Source organism: Psychrobacter sp. I-STPA10 (genome assembly GCF_021012795.1).
Taxonomy (GTDB): Bacteria; Pseudomonadota; Gammaproteobacteria; order Pseudomonadales; family Moraxellaceae; genus Psychrobacter.
The window spans coordinates 18,922-36,192 of record NZ_VFYU01000021.1 but is presented as its reverse complement, the minus strand read 5'-3'; the positions used below and the strand labels follow the sequence as shown (position 1 = coordinate 36,192).

Sequence of the window (17,271 nt, the reverse complement as noted above, 5' to 3'; positions counted from 1 at the left end):
TAACTCTATTATAAATCATACAAATCCTGTATAACTATCAAAAAATCCCCGCATATCATCATATATAAAAGGGATAACCGTCTCATTATTAGCATTAATCGCTCCCCATTTTTCTTGCCCTTGCTCATTGATTTGGCTGACAGGACAAAGTCCCAAATGAAAAACATCGGTTTTATGATAAAGAAAGAGAATAATAAGATTACGTGTTGCTAAATCAAAAAACCCCCATTTATAGCCATTATAAACCGCTATAATACTATGCTCATTATCAACACCATAATAGTCTACATCTTGAAATGTGGCGATTACTCGTTTTGTAGTTAAATCAATAATATCTACTTCCACACATTTCTTTTGACCTTCATTACCTTGATAATTTTGAGCAATTGCTAGATTTGCAAAATTTATAAAGTTAATATTATCATAAACAAAATCAACTATTTTTGTATTATTAAAATCAACCACACCATATTTTTTATTTTTCTCAAACACAATATAACTATTTTTTATACTATCAATATAGTCATAGTCATTGTCAAAGTTAGTTAACACCTCACCACAGCGGTTTATTAATAGCCAATTTTCATTTTTTACAAAGAACACCTCCGTACTGGGGATTTTTATATATCCATTGAAATAAATCCTATCATAAATCGTAGGTAAAACCACTTTTCCTTGATAGTCTATCAATCCTAATTTTCTATCTTTTTTTATAATCACCATATCTACATCTTTCATTAGATATTCAATATCTGCATAAGATTTTCCATTATTCTTATTATTATCAATAGGAGTTTTAATTAGACAAAACTCTGTTCCATCTAAATTTAATATTCCTACCTCCATCATAGAAACATCTTCTTTATTCTCTGCAACTTTATCATATTTATGATTATAATATTTTTTGTAAATACATACTTTTCTAATATCATTCCAAACCAGCTCATCATAGTTATAACCAGTTATCTGTTTACCTAAAATATCATACAAGGCAAGCTTATCTTTATTTCTTCTATATAAATATGGAGCTGTATAGTAAAAATCTATAGACCTGTATTTATCAATACAATCCATCTCTTCATCATAAAGGATAATTAGATTATCAAACTCATCTCGTAGGCTATATCTGTATTTTTCATTGGAGCCTATATCATCATTCTGCCTTTTATGACGCACTAAAAACCATTTCTTATCTGGATTATAAACCCTTGTAATACTAGTATAATCTTTTAGCCGATGGTTACCTTGTGTATCCACGACACAATACAAGTAATTATTATTTGTAACGATTGCCAGTCCATCTCGAAAATCATCATCAATATACCAATACCGATGCGGTGTTATCTGCCCCTGTCCAACTTTATAAAAAGCATATCGATTCTCTTTGGCTAATGACACAATATTTTCCGAACAACCCCACTCATTGCTATATTCTGCGTAAATATCATCAAAATCATCAAGCTCAATAACAACCTCATTGCGATGATTGATAAAACCTATTTTATTACCTTGTCTTACTAAACTGATAATCATAACTTTCCTTATTGTTAATTAACACTAAAAATCTTGATGAATATAACGGTCGCCGATAAAGTATTCATCTTTTGACCAAACTAAATAATCTGCATCTTTATCTTGTATCCATTGCTCTAACATACTACCCAATCTATTAATCTCAGCAACTTCTGCAATTAGATAAAAATCTAAATTATAATTAAATGGTGGGCTTCCTCTATCTATACATATAAAGTGTAATGCTGTTTTATTTGTTGATTCAAAATATTTTATAGATAACGAAAGCTCAATACCCTTAAAATGGCAGGATTCATTATATTTACCAGAAAAATTCTTTAAGCCTTTAGCAATATTTAAAATCTCCTCACTATCCATCATACTAGAAAAATCTACTATCACACTATCATTAGAAATTCTTAATAAATAGCTAACTATTAATGAATGATAATAATCACTACAATCATCTATATCTTGCTTTAATATTTTTATATATCCATACATTGATTACCTCTTAGACTTCATACCCTAACATTGAAAAAAGAAAATCTGCTTTATCATGACTGGCAATTTTTCGTAATGTTTTTAACTTACGCCTACGCTCACTATACATAATCTCCGCACCGTCCTCTAATGGCTCATAAATGGGTAATAACTCGGTTATACCTTCAAATCGCCACTGAACAGGTACAGCCTCAAGCCCTCCCTCGTAAGGCTCTGACATCAATTTAGCATTTGCAACTACTTTATCATAGGCATGAGATAAATCCTCTGCTTGCACAATGATGGTATTTTCCCAAATTGTAAAAAACCTCTCTGGGTCATCATTATCCTTATCATTTAACTCAACAAATCTCAAAATATACGAGCCAATATACCAACCCACAGGTGATTTATTTTTATCATATATCTGTTTCTCGTCATTAACTTTACTCATAATCACTATCCTTTTTTTAAAAAATACCTATTTAATCCCTACAGAATCTATCCCATTTCTGTTTTTCAAAATCATATTTATTTATACAATAAGTGTTCATATCTTCTCTATAAGAAAGATGAGGATTATTTTCCTTATTAACATAGTAACGCACGCCTCTATCCTCATTGATAGAAACACTTTCCTCATCTGGATAACTGCCATGCTGTTGCTGATAAGCCAAGACTTGTTGCAAGATTTTATTCGCTGATTCTTGAGTTAAAGATAGCTGATAATGTGCATAGGAAAATAACATGGCACATAAAGCACAAGGGAAAACAATGCTAAATATAAAATATTTTTTATAATTTTCTGACCAGTCATCAATAAAAAATAATTGATATACCCTAACTACCAACATAGCAACTAGAAAAAATATCATAATTGCCTGCGTTGCTTGAATAGAAGCAATAAATATTAATAACCAAAGAAAGATATATTGCCAATATTTAACATTGCGTATAAAAGAAGGTTGATACGAGCTTATCGAAAAATTAGCAATAGACTGAAATAATATCCAAACAATGCTATTGCCTAGCACAGGAAAATATAGACTAACGGCTAAGTCTTGATAGTTAAACAAACCAACCAACACAGCCCCAGCAACCCAACTTATTCCAATAAAAAATCTATGGGCAAGTAATTCTACCTTAGCTGTTAATGCCACTGCACAGAAAGTCAGAAAAAAATATAGCAGTACATAAGAATACCCATAATTGATTGCCAAACCAGCACAGACACCCAATACAAACACCACCAGCAAACGCACTGTCAATGGTAAGTGGTCAATTTTAGCTCTGGTAAGTTTTATAATATTATTTGTCACTAAAATTCCTTTTTATATTAATCCATACAATATCTATCCCAGTTTCGGTTTTCAAAATCATAATAATAACGACAATAAGGATTAGCTGGTATAAATTCCCTATAAGATAAAAAAGGCATATTATCCGAATCAATATTGTAATATATTTTACCGCTATCTTTATAATCATTAAAACTATCTGTAGGCGGGTACTCACCATGTTGCTTTTGATAACTGAGTATCTGCTGTACTATTTCATCTGCTAGCTCACGTTGCTCTGTATTTTTATAATAGGCATAACCAAATAAAGAAAAAGCTAAAGCACAAGGAAATAAAATACTAAAAATAAAACCTTTGTTATTAATTTTAGATAAGTTGTCAGCAAAATATATTTGATAAGCTCTGATTAAAGACATCACAACCAAAGCAAAGACCATGACATTCCTAACATATACTGCACAATAAAATATTAGCAACCAACCAATAATATGCCTCCAATAATTAAAATCCTTCTTATTTCTTGATATAGCACATTGAGTAAGACATTGGAAACATAACCAAGCAAGCAAGTTAAACCAAAAAAAAGAAAATATATTTTCTAAATCTACAGATGGAAAAATAGTCGGTAAAGTTCCCCCAACAATCCAACTAAGACCTGCTAAAGTTTTTTCTTTTTCTTTTTTTAAATTAGCAGTGAGTAACACAGCTAGAAATAAAGGCAAACAATAGTCAAATACCCAATACAACACTTGATATTTAATTAGCAAACTAGCACAGACACCCAATACAAACACCACCAGCAAACGCATTGTCAATGACAAGTGGTCAATTTTAGCTTTAATGTCAGTGAAGGCAGATTTGCTCATAAGACAAGGTATCCGTATGGGTATTTGATAAATAATGCTAAATAATATGCCACAATCATTATAACCCTATCTAACCAATTTTAAGCTCCTAAACTCCCTTTTATTCCAACTCATAGTATTTTATTTTTATATAAATAATTATAAGTTTATAGAATAATAACTATATTTTACAGCCATATTTTTTACTTCTTGAACTTCCGAAATATTTTCATAAAAAATTTAATTATTAAAAATCAATAACTTATAAAAAATTTTCACCATAAAAATCAAAGTTGGCACAGCGTTCGCATTATCTTAAGCACGGTCGCACAGCAATGCTTTAATATAGTCGGCTCAATACAAAACTGTTACTTTGTCAAACTCTCTCGCAGTACTACTTGTACAGCTTCGCTCGTTTTCCTTGTAACAGTATTATCTTGAATTGACTATTAGAGCATGATTAACAATAAAGTATCAGTTATCAAATAAGCGGTGCGAATGTCATAAGTTAAGTTGCATAAAAGGAAACATGCCATGAATACTGACCTAATTAACACTGATAAAAACAAAACCAACACCACCAACCAAGCAGGGGGCGTTGCCTATCAGCTATCGTCCAAGCAAGCGTTGGCGCAACTGGTCAATACTGGCACGCTCAATCACACCTTTTATGCCAATGCTCAAGACCACTTAAGCGAAGTGCTTGACCTTGCCAAACAAGTCGATAGTGAATTTTTGGCAAAGTTGGCAATTTATGCCCGCAAACACAGCCACATGAAAGACATGCCTGTATTGCTATTGGCGATTTTGTCCAATCGTGATGATGGTAAATGCTTGTTTGAATTGGCATTTTCGCAGGTGATTGACAATGGCAAACAGTTACGCAATTTTGTACAAATCATGCGTTCTGGGGTGACGGGACGCAAATCATTGGGGTCATTGCCCAAAAAAATGGTCAATGGTTGGCTGACTTCTGCCAATGATTACCGTTATGTCAGTGCCAGCATTGGCAATACGCCAACCTTAAAAGATGTGCTAAAAATGACTCACCCCAAGCCTGAGGACGCTCGCCAAGAGGCGTTGTTTAAATGGACGTTGGATAAAGAATTTGATAACGACAATCTGCCCGAATTGGTGCAACAACTGTTGGCATTTCAAGCAGATAACCGTCAGCCTTTGCCTGATGTACCGTTTCAGCTATTGATGGCGTTACCGCTCACCGATGAGCATTGGCAACAAATTGCCTCGCAAGGTAGCTGGCAAATGCTTCGTATGAACCTAAACACCTTTGCTCGTCATGGGGTATTTAAGGTCGCCGGTATGGCAGAACGTATCGCCGAGACGCTGACTGACCCACAAGCCATCGCCAAAAGTCGTGTGTTTCCGTATCAGCTATTCACCACATGGTCGGCTTTAAATGAAGATGTGCCAGAGGTGGTTAAAGACGCACTACGCACCGCTATGAATACCGCTCTTGCCAATGTGCCAAGCATTGCGGGCAATGTGGTGGTGGCTGTCGATGTGTCGTGGTCAATGTCATCGCCTGCCACTGGTCATCGGCGTGGGGCGACATCAAAGCTACGTTGTGTGGACGTTGCCTCGCTGTTTGCCTCCGCCATTTATCAGGTCAATCCGCATACCCGTATTATTCCATTTAATACTCAAGTGTTAAAAGAGATTAATCAGCATACGGATAAAAAAATCAGTGTTGCAAAAAATGAGGATTCATCAAAAAGCAATGCCAAAACTAATGATAAAAGCAATGATAAAACCAACGCCATAGATGTCTTTAAAACCACTCAATATTTGTCCTCATTTTTGGGTGGTGGTACAGCGATTTCTGCCCCATTGGTGGAATTAAATAAAGAAAAGGCAGACGTTGATGTGATGATTTATTTTTCCGATAATGAATCATGGGCTGACCAGTTTACTGACCCTCGCCCCCGTTATGGTAGCACTGGGCTGATGAAAGAATGGGAAAAACTAAAAAAACGTTGTCCCAATGCCAAGCTGATTTGTGTAGATATTCAGCCTTATACTTCTAGCCAAGCGTTAGAGCGTAAGGATATTTTAAATATTGGTGGCTTTAGTGATACCGTTTTTCAATTAATTGACTGGTTTTGTCAGGGTAAACTTGATGGTAGCCATTGGGTTAATGAAATTGAAAAAATAGAAATCACTGATAAACAAACCAATAAAGATAGGCAAGTTAAAAGTAATGTAGAAAACAAAGAGGAAGGCAATAAAAAGGCTTCATAGCTGTTTATTTCTTTAAAATTATTTCTTTAAAATTATTATTTTGAATTTATTCTTATAAAAAACTTGCTAAACAAAAAATACTGTATTACACTAAATTTAAATAAAGCTCAGGTTTTATTTAAAGTTAAAAGATTAAGAGCGTGTAAAATACTAACATAATCTTAATATTGGTCAAAATGCAGGTATGATTACATGGGGTCTAAAAACGCGGATTTTATGTTAAGCTCAGTAAAATGAACTGACATAATGCAACGCATTAGATTTAATCATACCAAACTTTGGTTTGACCATAAAACAGCTAACAAAATGCGGTAATAGACTACATTGGTAAAGCGAAAGCGATGAGGTTCAAATCCTCAATTATTGGCAAAAACACTGCTAATAATTTGTCTGTTACAGGTTTTTATAAAAAGACCACTTTGGTTTGTTAGCCTCCCACTTTGGTGGGAACAATGTGATGGTAATAAATGGCAACAAATGCAGTAAATAAAGTTATTTGCCAAAATAATACCTGATAAAGAATGCCGATAAGACTACATAGATAATTTATTGGTTGAGGGTTCGAGTCCCTCCTGTCTTTTTAGACAGTAGCTCAACTTGGTAGAGCAGTAAAAAATGTCTTATCAATTTTGGTCTTTATTTGGGTTTTATATTAACAAATGCTTTATTACACAATATGAATGCAGGTTAAATTACATGATTGTCGGTGGTTCGACCCCACCTTAGTGAGTGGCGTTAGTCATTCATTAATAGCTCAGTTGGTAGAGCCTCAACCGTATCACCAAGCTAACCGTTAAGGTTGGCACAGTGGTACAGATTTAACCCCCTTTTGGTTATATCGTGGTTATATTGCAGTTGCTTTTAAGTTGTTTGACTTGTTTTATTATCTGTTTGCAAATATGGTATGCAATAAAGAATGCCGATAAGACTACATCGAATAGTACCGCACTGGTTTGAGCGCTCACTGTCTACTTTTACTTTGTAGGCAACAGCTCAAGCAGTAAAGCAGTACAATGTCTTATCACCTTTGGTCTTTAATGTGTGCCAAATAAATAAGTCAGCATGTTTATTATCTATTTGTAAATACGGTATGCGGTAAAGAATGCCGATAAGACTACATAGAATGTTGGAGGTTCGAGTCCTCTCTGCTTATTTTGCTGAACGTAGGCAGTAGCTCAATTGGTAGAGCAAAATGTCTTATCATCTTTGGTCTTTAATGTGTGCTAAGTAAAGTAAGTCAGCCTGTTTTATTATCTGTTTACAAATAAGGTATGTCATAAAGAATACCGATAAGACTACATGGTTAAGCGCCCACTTATGAGGGTTCGAGTCCCTTCTGCTTATTTTTTAATTTAGGCAGTCGCTTAATTGGTAAAGCAGTGCAGTGTCTTATTATCTTTGGTCTTTAAGGTATGCCGAGTAAGTAAATAAGATTGATAAAATAAACAACATCATTAATCATTACAACCCTTGCCCCAATACTGGCAAATGCTGATAAGAGTACATCTAACTCGTAAATTAGAATCCCTAACTTAGGGACATACTCTCTTATCAATTTTGGTTGCTGGTATTGGGGTTTTTTGTGTTTAAAATTTATGGTAAAAGGGTATTAAAATAATAAAACGGACTCTCACCATGCCAAGCAACGCCTATTTTTATAATCATATCGACCCACATGGGCAATGGCAGTTTACCCAAATTGAGGTAAGTAAAGACTTTACCCCCTATTACCGCTTGCTAACTGGTGGCACAAAACAACGGTATTTACTTGCCAATGATACTTCTACTAACAACCCAAATCATGGGCATACTCTCTATTGGGGGCGAGTGTCCGCAGATTATTATGATATTTTCTTTTTGCGACACAATAAGCCTTTAGCTCGTGAATTTATGCCTGTGCGTCCGATTACCTCGAGTGATATTGAAACCTTTAAACAAGCCAACTCTGCAAATCCAAATCAATATTGGGCAGATTTTTATGCTCAAGCACTCATTGCCAGCCCTGCAACCATCTTACATCAGGGGCAATGGCGAATAACAACAGGGGTAACAGAAAAACTAGACAGATATGCCCCAATAGATTGGTGGCAAGATTGTGATTATCAGTTTGAATATCATAATGAGCCAACAGCTTGCTTTATGTGGGAAGACCATCACAATAACCCTTTCCCCCTAAAACCACCACCCAAAGCAGATGATGGTCGGGTTAAATGGTGGCGAAAAAAGATACGAGAAAATGCTTGTCCGCCAATATTATTATGGTGGCAACGCAATTTATTAAATCATATCGTCATTGATGGTCATAATCGATGGTTGGCTTACCAGTTAGAAAATAAAAAGCCTGAGGTGTTGGTTATCAGTGCCTTTAAAACCACCAATTATCCTTATATTGATGACCCTAAAAGACGCTTACAAGTTTTGCAAAATTTAAAGCAATATGTCAGTGATAAAAAGAATGAAAAATTCATAAACATAAAGCATATCAATGACATATTAATAAAAACCTATCACACCAACACACCCGAGTATGACGCCGTTACGGTTGGCAAACCCATCAAAAATTTGGACGAGCGTTGGGAAAAGGAAGTGACAGCATTATTAAGTCATATCAATCCTAATGATGGTTTTAAAAAAGGTGATTTAGAATATTTTTTGGCAGAGGATTAATCCCTTTTATATTATCGTCCACTTAGCAACAAAACATTTAAATAGTCTTAAACCACTAATCATCAAATTCTAACTATAACCGCCATTACGCCATTGTATTAACAGTGGCTTTTTTATTGCCTATTATATCCAATCTGTTTTTATATAAAATATTCTATGTATATAGATATTTATATAAATTCATCATAATACCCCTATCCCGCAAAACCATTATCAAAACCTTATAAAAATAAAAATACGTTTAAAATCAATAAGTTACAAAATATTTTTACTAAAATTTTTTAAGTTGGCACGCTGTTCGCATTGGTATAAATATCATAGATAACAAGTAAGATATAACTTTATATTGAGACTTTTATCAAAGTACATTTTTTTAAAGCAAATAAGGACAACCTCATGCAACCAGCCAACCATAATGTTATCCAACAAGGTGGAACACCAATCCGTCTATGGACGCAAGGTGTGCCAGTCGATGAAAAAGCCCATGACCAGCTTATCAAAGCTTCACAAATGCCATTTATCTATAAATGGCTGGCGGTAATGCCTGACGTGCATGTCGGTATTGGGGCGACTATCGGTAGTGTTATCCCGACCAAAGAAGCCATCATCCCATCAGCGGTGGGCGTGGATATTGGTTGTGGCATGATGGCGGTGCAAACTACCTTAAACGCCAATGATTTGCCTGATAATTTGCATGGACTACGTTGCGAGTTGGAAAAAGCCATTCCACATGGACGTAGCAAAGTGCGTGGACGTGGTTCAAATCGTGATAAAGGAGCATGGTCAAATCCAACTGATACCGTACTAGACGGTTGGAAAACGCTAACCGACGATTTTAACCTATTGTGTGAAAAACACCCTCGCCTAAAAAATACCAATAACCTAAACCACTTAGGAACTCTGGGTACAGGCAACCACTTTGTTGAGATTTGCCTTGATGAACATCAGCAAGTATGGATTATGCTACATTCTGGTTCTCGTGGTGTGGGTAATGCCATTGGGCGTTATTTTATTGAGTTGGCTCGTGAGGATATGCGTAAATGGTTTATCAACTTACCTGATAAGGATTTGGCGTATTTCCCTGAAGGTACAGAGCATTTTGATGATTATTGGTTTGCGGTGGGTTGGGCACAACGCTTTGCCTTTAAAAACCGTGAAATTATGATGGAAAATGCCATTAAAGCGGTGCGAGAAGTGATTAACAAACCTTTTGACGCTAAGGTGAAAGCGGTGAATTGTCATCATAATTATGTGGCAAAAGAAGAACATTATGGCGAAGAAGTGTTTGTGACTCGCAAAGGGGCGGTACGAGCCAAAGTCGGTGAATACGGAATTATCCCCGGTTCGATGGGGGCAAAATCCTTTATCGTACGTGGAAAAGGCAACGAAGAGTCATTTTGCTCTTGCTCACATGGAGCAGGTCGAGTGCTGTCGCGTACCGAGGCAAAAAAACGCTTTACTGTTGCTGACCAAATCGCCCAAACCGAAGGCGTAGAATGTCGTAAAGATAAAGATGTGATTGATGAAATCCCATCGGCTTATAAAGACATTGAAGCGGTGATGCACGCCCAACGAGATTTGGTAGAAGTGGTGCATACCCTACGCCAAGTGGTGTGTGTTAAGGGGTAAAAAAGCTACGGGCATGTAGGCAAACAGGGGACGCCACCACCAAAAACTTGTATGTGATCGGTGGTCTAGGTAAAACTAGGTGTAATAGGTTATTTTTAATTTAATGAATAAATGACATCAATAAATTAAAAACTAAGTGGGTTTGATAGTCGGGTTAAAAGTGCTTTGCTGGCTCTGAAAACGGGTCTACCATTGCACCAGTTTTGCCAATATCATTCTCGGCTGTATGACTAAAAACGACAGTTATTACATTGATGCGGGTTCGACTCCCGTCATGTCCACCATATTTTTGGATTTAAAAAATTAAGACTATTATGGACACTTTTGATATAGACAAGCTTGATAATGAAATAGGACAACTGATTGCACAGTTTTATACCACTTTTGCAAACTATAAAATTTATGATATTACTGGTGTTTGTATAAATTGCTGTCTTTCTCAAAAAAATATCAAACTGATTAAAAGTGAGCCTTTAAACAGTCTTGATAGGTCAATTATTTACGATTACTTAGATGCAGTTGTTTATGATGAAAATGCTGTCATCAATGAAATCAAATATCTAATTCCCAGAATAGTTGAGCTATTCAATGAAGGTGAAAATATTCGATTTTCTGTAGAACTTAATTTTGACAAACTTCATTTAAATTTTTCTGATAAATGGCAAAGTCATGAGATAGAGTTAATCCAAAAGTTTGCAAAATTAAACTTACTAAAAACAATCCTAGATAATGATAAATCCAAATTTTTAGATGAACTGCTTATTATGTGGCATTTGGCAGGATTAAAGATTGATTGTTTATTAAAAATTTGGCAACAAGCGATAAACTATCCCAAAGCGGTCGATGACTATGCAACTATGCTTAGCTATTGGTTTGATTATGGTGAATATAAATTTCTTGAGTATAGTGATTATACGCAACCTTTCGTAACAGAAGAGCTTGCTAATAAGATGATTGACTGGGCTATGTCAGATGAAATTATAGATATATTTTTTAAGCAGGTAAGTTTAGCCATTGAGAATATTGATGCATTAAATGAATGGCAGTTACAAACTTATGATTCTGTACTCAAGTTAAAGGAAGTAGTTAAAGGAAATCAGTCGCCACCATGAAAACTCTAGACCTAGATAATATTAATCATAAAATAGAGCAACTGATTGCAGAGTTTTATACTACTTTTGCAAACGATAAAAATTGATGATATTACTGGCGTTTGTATAAATTGCTGTCTATCCCAAAAAAATATAAAACTGATTAAAAGTGAGCCATTAAACAGTCTTGATAGGTCAGTTATTTACGATTACTTAGATGCAGTTGTTTATGATGAAAATTCTGTTATTAATGGAATTAAATATCTGATTCCCAGAATAGTTGAACTATTCAATGAAGGTAAAAATATTCGATTTTCTGTAGAACTTAATTTTGATAAATTTCATTGAAAAAATTCTTAACACTACTTCCACAAGCTGTGTTCAAGATAGAAGAGGAATACAGGGTCTAAAACCTTTCGCTTTTATGAAACACTATGGTCAACTAAAGGTTGTTGGCAAAGATAACATTACTATTACTATTTTACCAAATCAGTGAAAAAGTAAGAGATAGTGAATACTTTAAAAAAACTACCAATATTTCTTTTATTAATCACTTTTATACTTTATGGTCTCTACAATACTATGATTTATTATAATGGATATTGTTATTATGGTACGCATGGTATAAAAGTTAGTGAGTTAATAATAGTTACATCCAAGAGCAATAGTATTGATTACTGTAGAATGCTAAGAGAATCTTTCAATGATGACAGAATATTTTCAGAACTTATCTCTCTTGAGTTTTATGATGGTTCTGCAATCGATCATTCTTCAGTTGTACGTGATTTATACAATTATTATGGATCAGAAATTTTTTGGAATAGAGCTAAATCATTAGATCGTGAAAGCAAAGAGTTAGTGAAAATCTATTTGGATTTTAATAGGTAATCAGAAATGACTTTAAGTAAATAAAAACATTGCTTAAGCATAGATACTGATACATGATGAATAATAGCTGATGTATTTTCCAATCCCTCCTCTCCTTAATTAAGGGACTAAATATCGTTTAGGTTAGAATAATATTTAAAGGTATTAGATACTGAAAATGGCGATTCTTCGAATTATAAATATACAGTTTGGACTATTTCTTCTGTTATATTCGATAGCCAAGTATTAGTATGGAAAGATAAAGAAATTAAAATCATCAAACGCTTTGCAATATTATATTTTTAAAAGATAGCCATTGAAAATATTGAATCATTAAATGAATGGAAGTTACAAACTTATGATTCTGTAATCAAGTTAAAATAAGTAGTTAAAGGAAATCAGTCGCCACCATGAAAACTCTAAACCTAGATAATATTAATTATAAAATAGAACAACTGATTGCAGAGTTTTATACTACTTTTAGCCAATACAAAATACAAGAAGTTAGAGGCGTATGCACTTCTTGTTGTTTAACAGGCAATAGTCTTGAACAAATAAAAAAGGCACCTGTTAATCAAATTCGTACTCAAGCTATTTTTGATTATTTAGATGCAGCAGAAAACACCCCCTATCACTTTTTAGAAGAAAAAGGGGATATACCAAAAACTATGGTAATGGAAATTAAATATTTATTACCAAGAATGATTGAGTTATTTAATAAAGATGCTTATATCCGCCATAGTATTGAGCTAATATTTGATAAGTTGTATCTTGATACTCCTCAATTATGGCAAGATAAAGAGATTGAACTAATAAAATGCTTTGCTAAATTACACTTACAAAAAACAGCCATTGAAAATGATTTATCTAAACATTCTTATTTAGATGAGTTTATTTTAATGTGGTATCTAGCAGGGTTACGAGATATTGATTTTTTATTTAAAACTTGGGAAGGTATTACTGCACACCCTAAAGCAATTATTGATTATGTCAATCTTTTGCTCTACGACTTCCATCGTCGGACTGGTAAATATGATAACCCCTTTAGCCCTGATGATTTTTCTATAAAAATAGAGCAATGGGCAAAGGCAGATAATACCATTCAATTATTTAAAGAGAAGGTTTATTTATCTTTAGATAGTATAGACAATCTTACTCAAGCAGAAATTTTTTATTATGAATATTTATTGGATTTTTTTTAAACATAAAAATATCCAAATTTATTTAGGAATTATACATGTGTGATTTTATTGTAATTAGCACCAATAGCCCAGAAGATTTAAGCAAAATACAACATGATACTGTTTGTTTTTCAAAAGATATTGGCTTTGAATCTCCATTATCGCTATTAAAATATGATAACCAATATCGTTTATTTGAGAAAAACTCCCCTTGTGGATGCTTTTTTCGGGTTTTAGACCCCAATGTGGGTATGATCGAGCCACAAGAATGGCTAACAGAAGATGAAGATAGTTTAGATAATACAAAATTTGTCTATGACACTATCAAATGTCTATTAGCTGATTCTTATCAAGTCGATTGTATTTCTATTTGGACGACTCAACAGCCTGATGACAACGTGCATAGTTATGGGAAAATAAATCTTAATAAAATAAGCAGAAATGAATTTGCATTTTTATTTCAAAGCTACTTTGAATACTGCCTTGAGTGATGCCTCTATGATAAATATAAAATATCATGCTATAACCAAAAATGGCTTTATACCGCCCGTTATAGATACATGGGAAAATTTTAAGGTTGCTATCATTTTAGATAAACCTACTGACCATAATTTGCGTAATGATTGTATTCACTGGCTGGTTCATCAACCTTGTTATTACGTTTTAACATGGGGTATTGATTGTGAGCTATGGGAAGATTGGTTTGATGAAACCTTGGTTATGTATAATATTGAGCATGAAATAAAAGAAAAATTTGTGATGACGACCAGTCATCAGTCAGATACTGCAAATGAGTTTATTGATTTTGTCATAAGATGTGCCACACACCCTAACATTCATTTAAAAAACTTATTAATTTTACACATCACTAATACAGCAAATGAAAAAGAAATATTATCTAAATTTACAAACTATAACAATCATAAATTTATTTAAAAAACCGTTTTAAAAATATTTTAAAAACTATTATTTTAAGGAAAAACCATGTGTTATGAATTAGTGCTAAGTACTGATGCCCCATTAGATTTAACCACTTTAAACACAGCAATGGTATTTTTTGAACCATCAGATGATGAAAGATATGTTCATAATGTAAAGCATCAATACAAATATCGTATTGCTACAGGTGCACCAAATTCTTGTAGTTGTGATTTATGTATTGTGCTATACGATAGTAAAAATCATATAACACAAGAGTTAAAACAATGGATAAATGATGATATAGAAATAAAAAACACTCATTGGTTATTTGATGTTATTAAAAAATTAATCAATGATGGTTATCAGGTTGATAGTTATGTTGATATGGACGGTGATAAATCCAAAGAAAAACAGACAGTTTATATAAACAATATTAATAAAGAGAACTTTGCTTTTGTTGATGGCGTTTATTACGATTATCAACCTTAATAACTCTATAACCTAATAATGGAGAATAAAATGAAACTTGCTGAAGCATTATTAATCCGTAGTGATATGCAAAAAAAACTAGCCCAAGTCAAAGGGCGTATTCGTAATAATGTGAAAGTCCAAGAAGGTGATACACCAAGCGAAGACCCAAATGAGCTATTATTACAAGCCAGCCAAATTATTAGCGAGCTTAATCAGCTAGTAGAGCGTATTCATCGCACCAATGCTACTGCCACTACGGAAAATGGGCAATCTATGCTGACACTATTGGTGGAGCGTGATATGTTAGAAACACGCCATAAGATGTTGCTCGATGCCATTGAGGCAACTCGACAAGAAGAAGACCGTTATAGCTATCGTGAAATTAAGTGGAACGTGATAGTATCGGTATCTGCATTGCAAAAACAAGCTGATGACCTTGCAGTGAAAATCCGCCAGTTAAATTTGCTGATTCAAGCGAGTAATTGGCAAATTGAATTGCTTGATTAAGCTTTTTTGGTTTTCATTATTCATTTTAACAGTTTGGTTATTGTTGATAGTCAAATATTTAACTATTTAGTATCAACAATAACAACCGCTTTGGAACCGATTGGGCGAATGTCAGACCCCGTATTACCTCCACAGCAGGGGGTTGAAAATATACTGTAGTGGCTTGGCAACACGTTGTGGGCAGGCGTATTTTTTTACTTTTCATGCCTCGCACTTGTTACCCTGTACAAGGTACTTTTTAGACCTTACTACCAGACATTGACAGTCGGTTTCATTTTATTTTTTTAATACATTATACATTGCTTATTAATAGGCAAGATACTGATTAAACCTTATAGGTTATTTATTTTATGAAGATTTTAGAGTCAAAGTATTATCGGGATTATCATTTTGTGTCGTTTGAAGACGACCGTTTGAGTATCCAAAAGGCAGATAAATTGTATTGGGGCGCAAAGGGCAATTCGTATAGTTATTTGCTCGATTATTTGTTCAACGGCATTTATTTGGGCAATGACAGTTTGGTGATTAGTCAGTCACAGTTGCAAGATTTTGTGAAATGTACCGATTTTACCCCACTGGTGTATTCAAGTCAGCACAATCGCTTTTATCAGCCTGAGCTGTGCTATTTTCACCCTGAGTACGAGATTTTTATTCATGCTACACAAAATCTGTCCAATGAATATGATGTGGAGTTGTTTGATAGTGGCATGCTACGGGTGATACGCATTGCGTTTGATTGCACACGCTCAGGTATGGATGTGTTGATGGATAAGTTTTTAGCAGAATATTTACAAAAGTATGTGTCATCTGAATCCAAAGTGGCGATTTTGTTTAAAACCTGTGATGGCTTTGAGTTAAAAACGCATAAGATTAAGCCTTATCATGTGGATTTGGATTTGATGTATAACGATGATTTTTTGCCTGTGCATCAACATATCAAAGAACATTTGACCAATGAAAATAAAGGCGTGGTGCTATTGCATGGTATCGCAGGCTCAGGTAAGACCAATTATATTAAATGGTTAACCAGCCAAGTACCAAGTAAACAGTTTATTTTTGTGCCAACCAATATGATTGCATTATTGACCAGTCCTGAGTTTATGTCGCTGTTGGTGGAAAATAAAAATTCGGTGTTGGTACTAGAGGATTGTGAGAATTATATTGCTGAGCGTACAGCAGATAATAATCATACCGATGTGGTGTCATCAATTTTGAATATTGCCGATGGCATGTTGTCAGATATTTTGGAATGTCAATTTATTTGTACCTTTAACTCGGACATTTCTAAGATTGATGAGGCATTATTGCGTAAAGGACGCTTGATTGCGGAGTATAAGTTCCGTGAGCTGAGTGTAGAAAAAGCCAATGCTTATTTGCAAGCTCAGGCGAAGTTAAAGAATGATGATTTGTCACTTGATTCTGATGAGCCGTATGTGGCTGAGGTGATTGATGAGCCGTTGTCTTTGGCGGAGTTGACTAATTTTGAAGATGCCAGCTTTAAAGAGGTGGTGAAAAAAACCAAAATTGGCTTTGTATAAAT

General features: G+C 34.2%; 16 protein-coding genes. 11 read left to right on the top strand and 5 right to left on the bottom strand.

The genetic code is table 11. The annotated features are described in order from the left end of the window. Positions 1-15: 15 nt before the first annotated feature. From FHK89_RS10595 to FHK89_RS10575, 5 genes are read right to left on the bottom strand one after another with little or no spacing between them, the layout of a single operon-like run. The gene (locus FHK89_RS10595) at positions 16-1,533 is read right to left on the bottom strand and encodes a WG repeat-containing protein (protein ID WP_230659955.1); all 1,518 of its coding nucleotides are present in this window, start codon (positions 1,531-1,533) and stop codon (positions 16-18) included. Between the two features lie 24 nt (positions 1,534-1,557). Further along, a complete protein-coding gene (locus FHK89_RS10590; protein WP_230659952.1) occupies positions 1,558-2,016 on the bottom strand; it encodes a hypothetical protein in 459 nt (152 codons plus the stop codon). A 10-nt stretch (positions 2,017-2,026) separates the two neighbouring features. Further along, positions 2,027-2,449 carry a DUF4288 domain-containing protein gene (locus FHK89_RS10585; protein WP_230659949.1) on the bottom strand — a complete coding sequence of 141 codons (423 nt, stop codon included), beginning with the start codon at positions 2,447-2,449 and terminating at the stop codon, positions 2,027-2,029. Between the two features lie 31 nt (positions 2,450-2,480). After that, positions 2,481-3,314: a hypothetical protein gene (locus FHK89_RS10580; protein ID WP_230659946.1), complete on the bottom strand. Its 834-nt coding sequence runs from the start codon at positions 3,312-3,314 to the stop codon at positions 2,481-2,483. 17 nt (positions 3,315-3,331) lie between these two features. Further along, complete coding sequence (locus FHK89_RS10575) at positions 3,332-4,159, bottom strand: hypothetical protein (RefSeq protein ID WP_230659944.1); 828 nt, start codon at positions 4,157-4,159, stop codon at positions 3,332-3,334. A gap of 513 nt (positions 4,160-4,672) precedes the next feature. Between FHK89_RS10575 and FHK89_RS10570 the strand changes: the two genes are divergently transcribed. From FHK89_RS10570 to FHK89_RS10520, 11 genes are all read left to right on the top strand, one after another. Next, positions 4,673-6,397: a TROVE domain-containing protein gene (locus FHK89_RS10570; RefSeq protein WP_230659941.1), complete on the top strand. Its 1,725-nt coding sequence runs from the start codon at positions 4,673-4,675 to the stop codon at positions 6,395-6,397. Between the two features lie 1,635 nt (positions 6,398-8,032). Continuing rightward, positions 8,033-9,064 carry a hypothetical protein gene (locus FHK89_RS10565; RefSeq protein ID WP_230659938.1) on the top strand — a complete coding sequence of 344 codons (1,032 nt, stop codon included), beginning with the start codon at positions 8,033-8,035 and terminating at the stop codon, positions 9,062-9,064. A 396-nt stretch (positions 9,065-9,460) separates the two neighbouring features. After that, positions 9,461-10,693, top strand: a complete 1,233-nt coding sequence (locus FHK89_RS10560; RefSeq protein WP_230659935.1) for an RtcB family protein — start codon at positions 9,461-9,463, stop codon at positions 10,691-10,693. Positions 10,694-11,007: 314 nt separating this feature from the next. Then, positions 11,008-11,805 carry a hypothetical protein gene (locus FHK89_RS10555; RefSeq protein ID WP_230659931.1) on the top strand — a complete coding sequence of 266 codons (798 nt, stop codon included), beginning with the start codon at positions 11,008-11,010 and terminating at the stop codon, positions 11,803-11,805. Positions 11,806-12,294: 489 nt separating this feature from the next. After that, positions 12,295-12,672 (top strand): hypothetical protein, encoded by a 378-nt coding sequence (locus FHK89_RS10550; RefSeq protein WP_230659928.1) that lies wholly within the window; start codon positions 12,295-12,297, stop codon positions 12,670-12,672. Positions 12,673-13,061: 389 nt separating this feature from the next. Next, a complete protein-coding gene (locus tag FHK89_RS10545; protein ID WP_230659926.1) occupies positions 13,062-13,853 on the top strand; it encodes a hypothetical protein in 792 nt (263 codons plus the stop codon). 35 nt (positions 13,854-13,888) lie between these two features. Beyond that, entirely contained in the window at positions 13,889-14,323 is a 435-nt protein-coding gene (locus FHK89_RS10540; protein ID WP_230659922.1) for a hypothetical protein, read from the top strand. Further along, positions 14,316-14,768, top strand: coding sequence for a DUF7684 family protein (locus tag FHK89_RS10535; protein ID WP_230659918.1), 453 nt, complete (start codon positions 14,316-14,318; stop codon positions 14,766-14,768). Before FHK89_RS10540 ends, FHK89_RS10535 begins: the two co-directional genes overlap by 8 nt. Positions 14,769-14,816: 48 nt before the next feature. Beyond that, on the top strand, positions 14,817-15,242 hold the full coding sequence (locus FHK89_RS10530; protein WP_230659915.1) for a hypothetical protein: 426 nt from the start codon (positions 14,817-14,819) through the stop codon (positions 15,240-15,242). Positions 15,243-15,272: 30 nt separating this feature from the next. Beyond that, positions 15,273-15,731, top strand: coding sequence for a DIP1984 family protein (locus tag FHK89_RS10525; RefSeq protein WP_230659912.1), 459 nt, complete (start codon positions 15,273-15,275; stop codon positions 15,729-15,731). A gap of 350 nt (positions 15,732-16,081) precedes the next feature. After that, the gene (locus FHK89_RS10520; protein WP_230659909.1) at positions 16,082-17,269 is read left to right on the top strand and encodes an AAA family ATPase; all 1,188 of its coding nucleotides are present in this window, start codon (positions 16,082-16,084) and stop codon (positions 17,267-17,269) included. Positions 17,270-17,271: the final 2 nt, after the last annotated feature.

Coding starts and splice junctions, on each gene's coding strand:
- FHK89_RS10595 (WP_230659955.1), bottom strand. CDS start 1,533: ATGATTATCAGTTTAGTAAGACAAGGTAATAAAATAGGTTTTATCAAT.
- FHK89_RS10530 (WP_230659915.1), top strand. CDS start 14,817: ATGTGTTATGAATTAGTGCTAAGTACTGATGCCCCATTAGATTTAACC.
- FHK89_RS10555 (WP_230659931.1), top strand. CDS start 11,008: ATGGACACTTTTGATATAGACAAGCTTGATAATGAAATAGGACAACTG.
- FHK89_RS10575 (WP_230659944.1), bottom strand. CDS start 4,159: ATGAGCAAATCTGCCTTCACTGACATTAAAGCTAAAATTGACCACTTG.
- FHK89_RS10570 (WP_230659941.1), top strand. CDS start 4,673: ATGAATACTGACCTAATTAACACTGATAAAAACAAAACCAACACCACC.
- FHK89_RS10560 (WP_230659935.1), top strand. CDS start 9,461: ATGCAACCAGCCAACCATAATGTTATCCAACAAGGTGGAACACCAATC.
- FHK89_RS10585 (WP_230659949.1), bottom strand. CDS start 2,449: ATGAGTAAAGTTAATGACGAGAAACAGATATATGATAAAAATAAATCA.
- FHK89_RS10590 (WP_230659952.1), bottom strand. CDS start 2,016: ATGTATGGATATATAAAAATATTAAAGCAAGATATAGATGATTGTAGT.
- FHK89_RS10525 (WP_230659912.1), top strand. CDS start 15,273: ATGAAACTTGCTGAAGCATTATTAATCCGTAGTGATATGCAAAAAAAA.
- FHK89_RS10565 (WP_230659938.1), top strand. CDS start 8,033: ATGCCAAGCAACGCCTATTTTTATAATCATATCGACCCACATGGGCAA.
- FHK89_RS10540 (WP_230659922.1), top strand. CDS start 13,889: ATGTGTGATTTTATTGTAATTAGCACCAATAGCCCAGAAGATTTAAGC.
- FHK89_RS10545 (WP_230659926.1), top strand. CDS start 13,062: ATGAAAACTCTAAACCTAGATAATATTAATTATAAAATAGAACAACTG.
- FHK89_RS10520 (WP_230659909.1), top strand. CDS start 16,082: ATGAAGATTTTAGAGTCAAAGTATTATCGGGATTATCATTTTGTGTCG.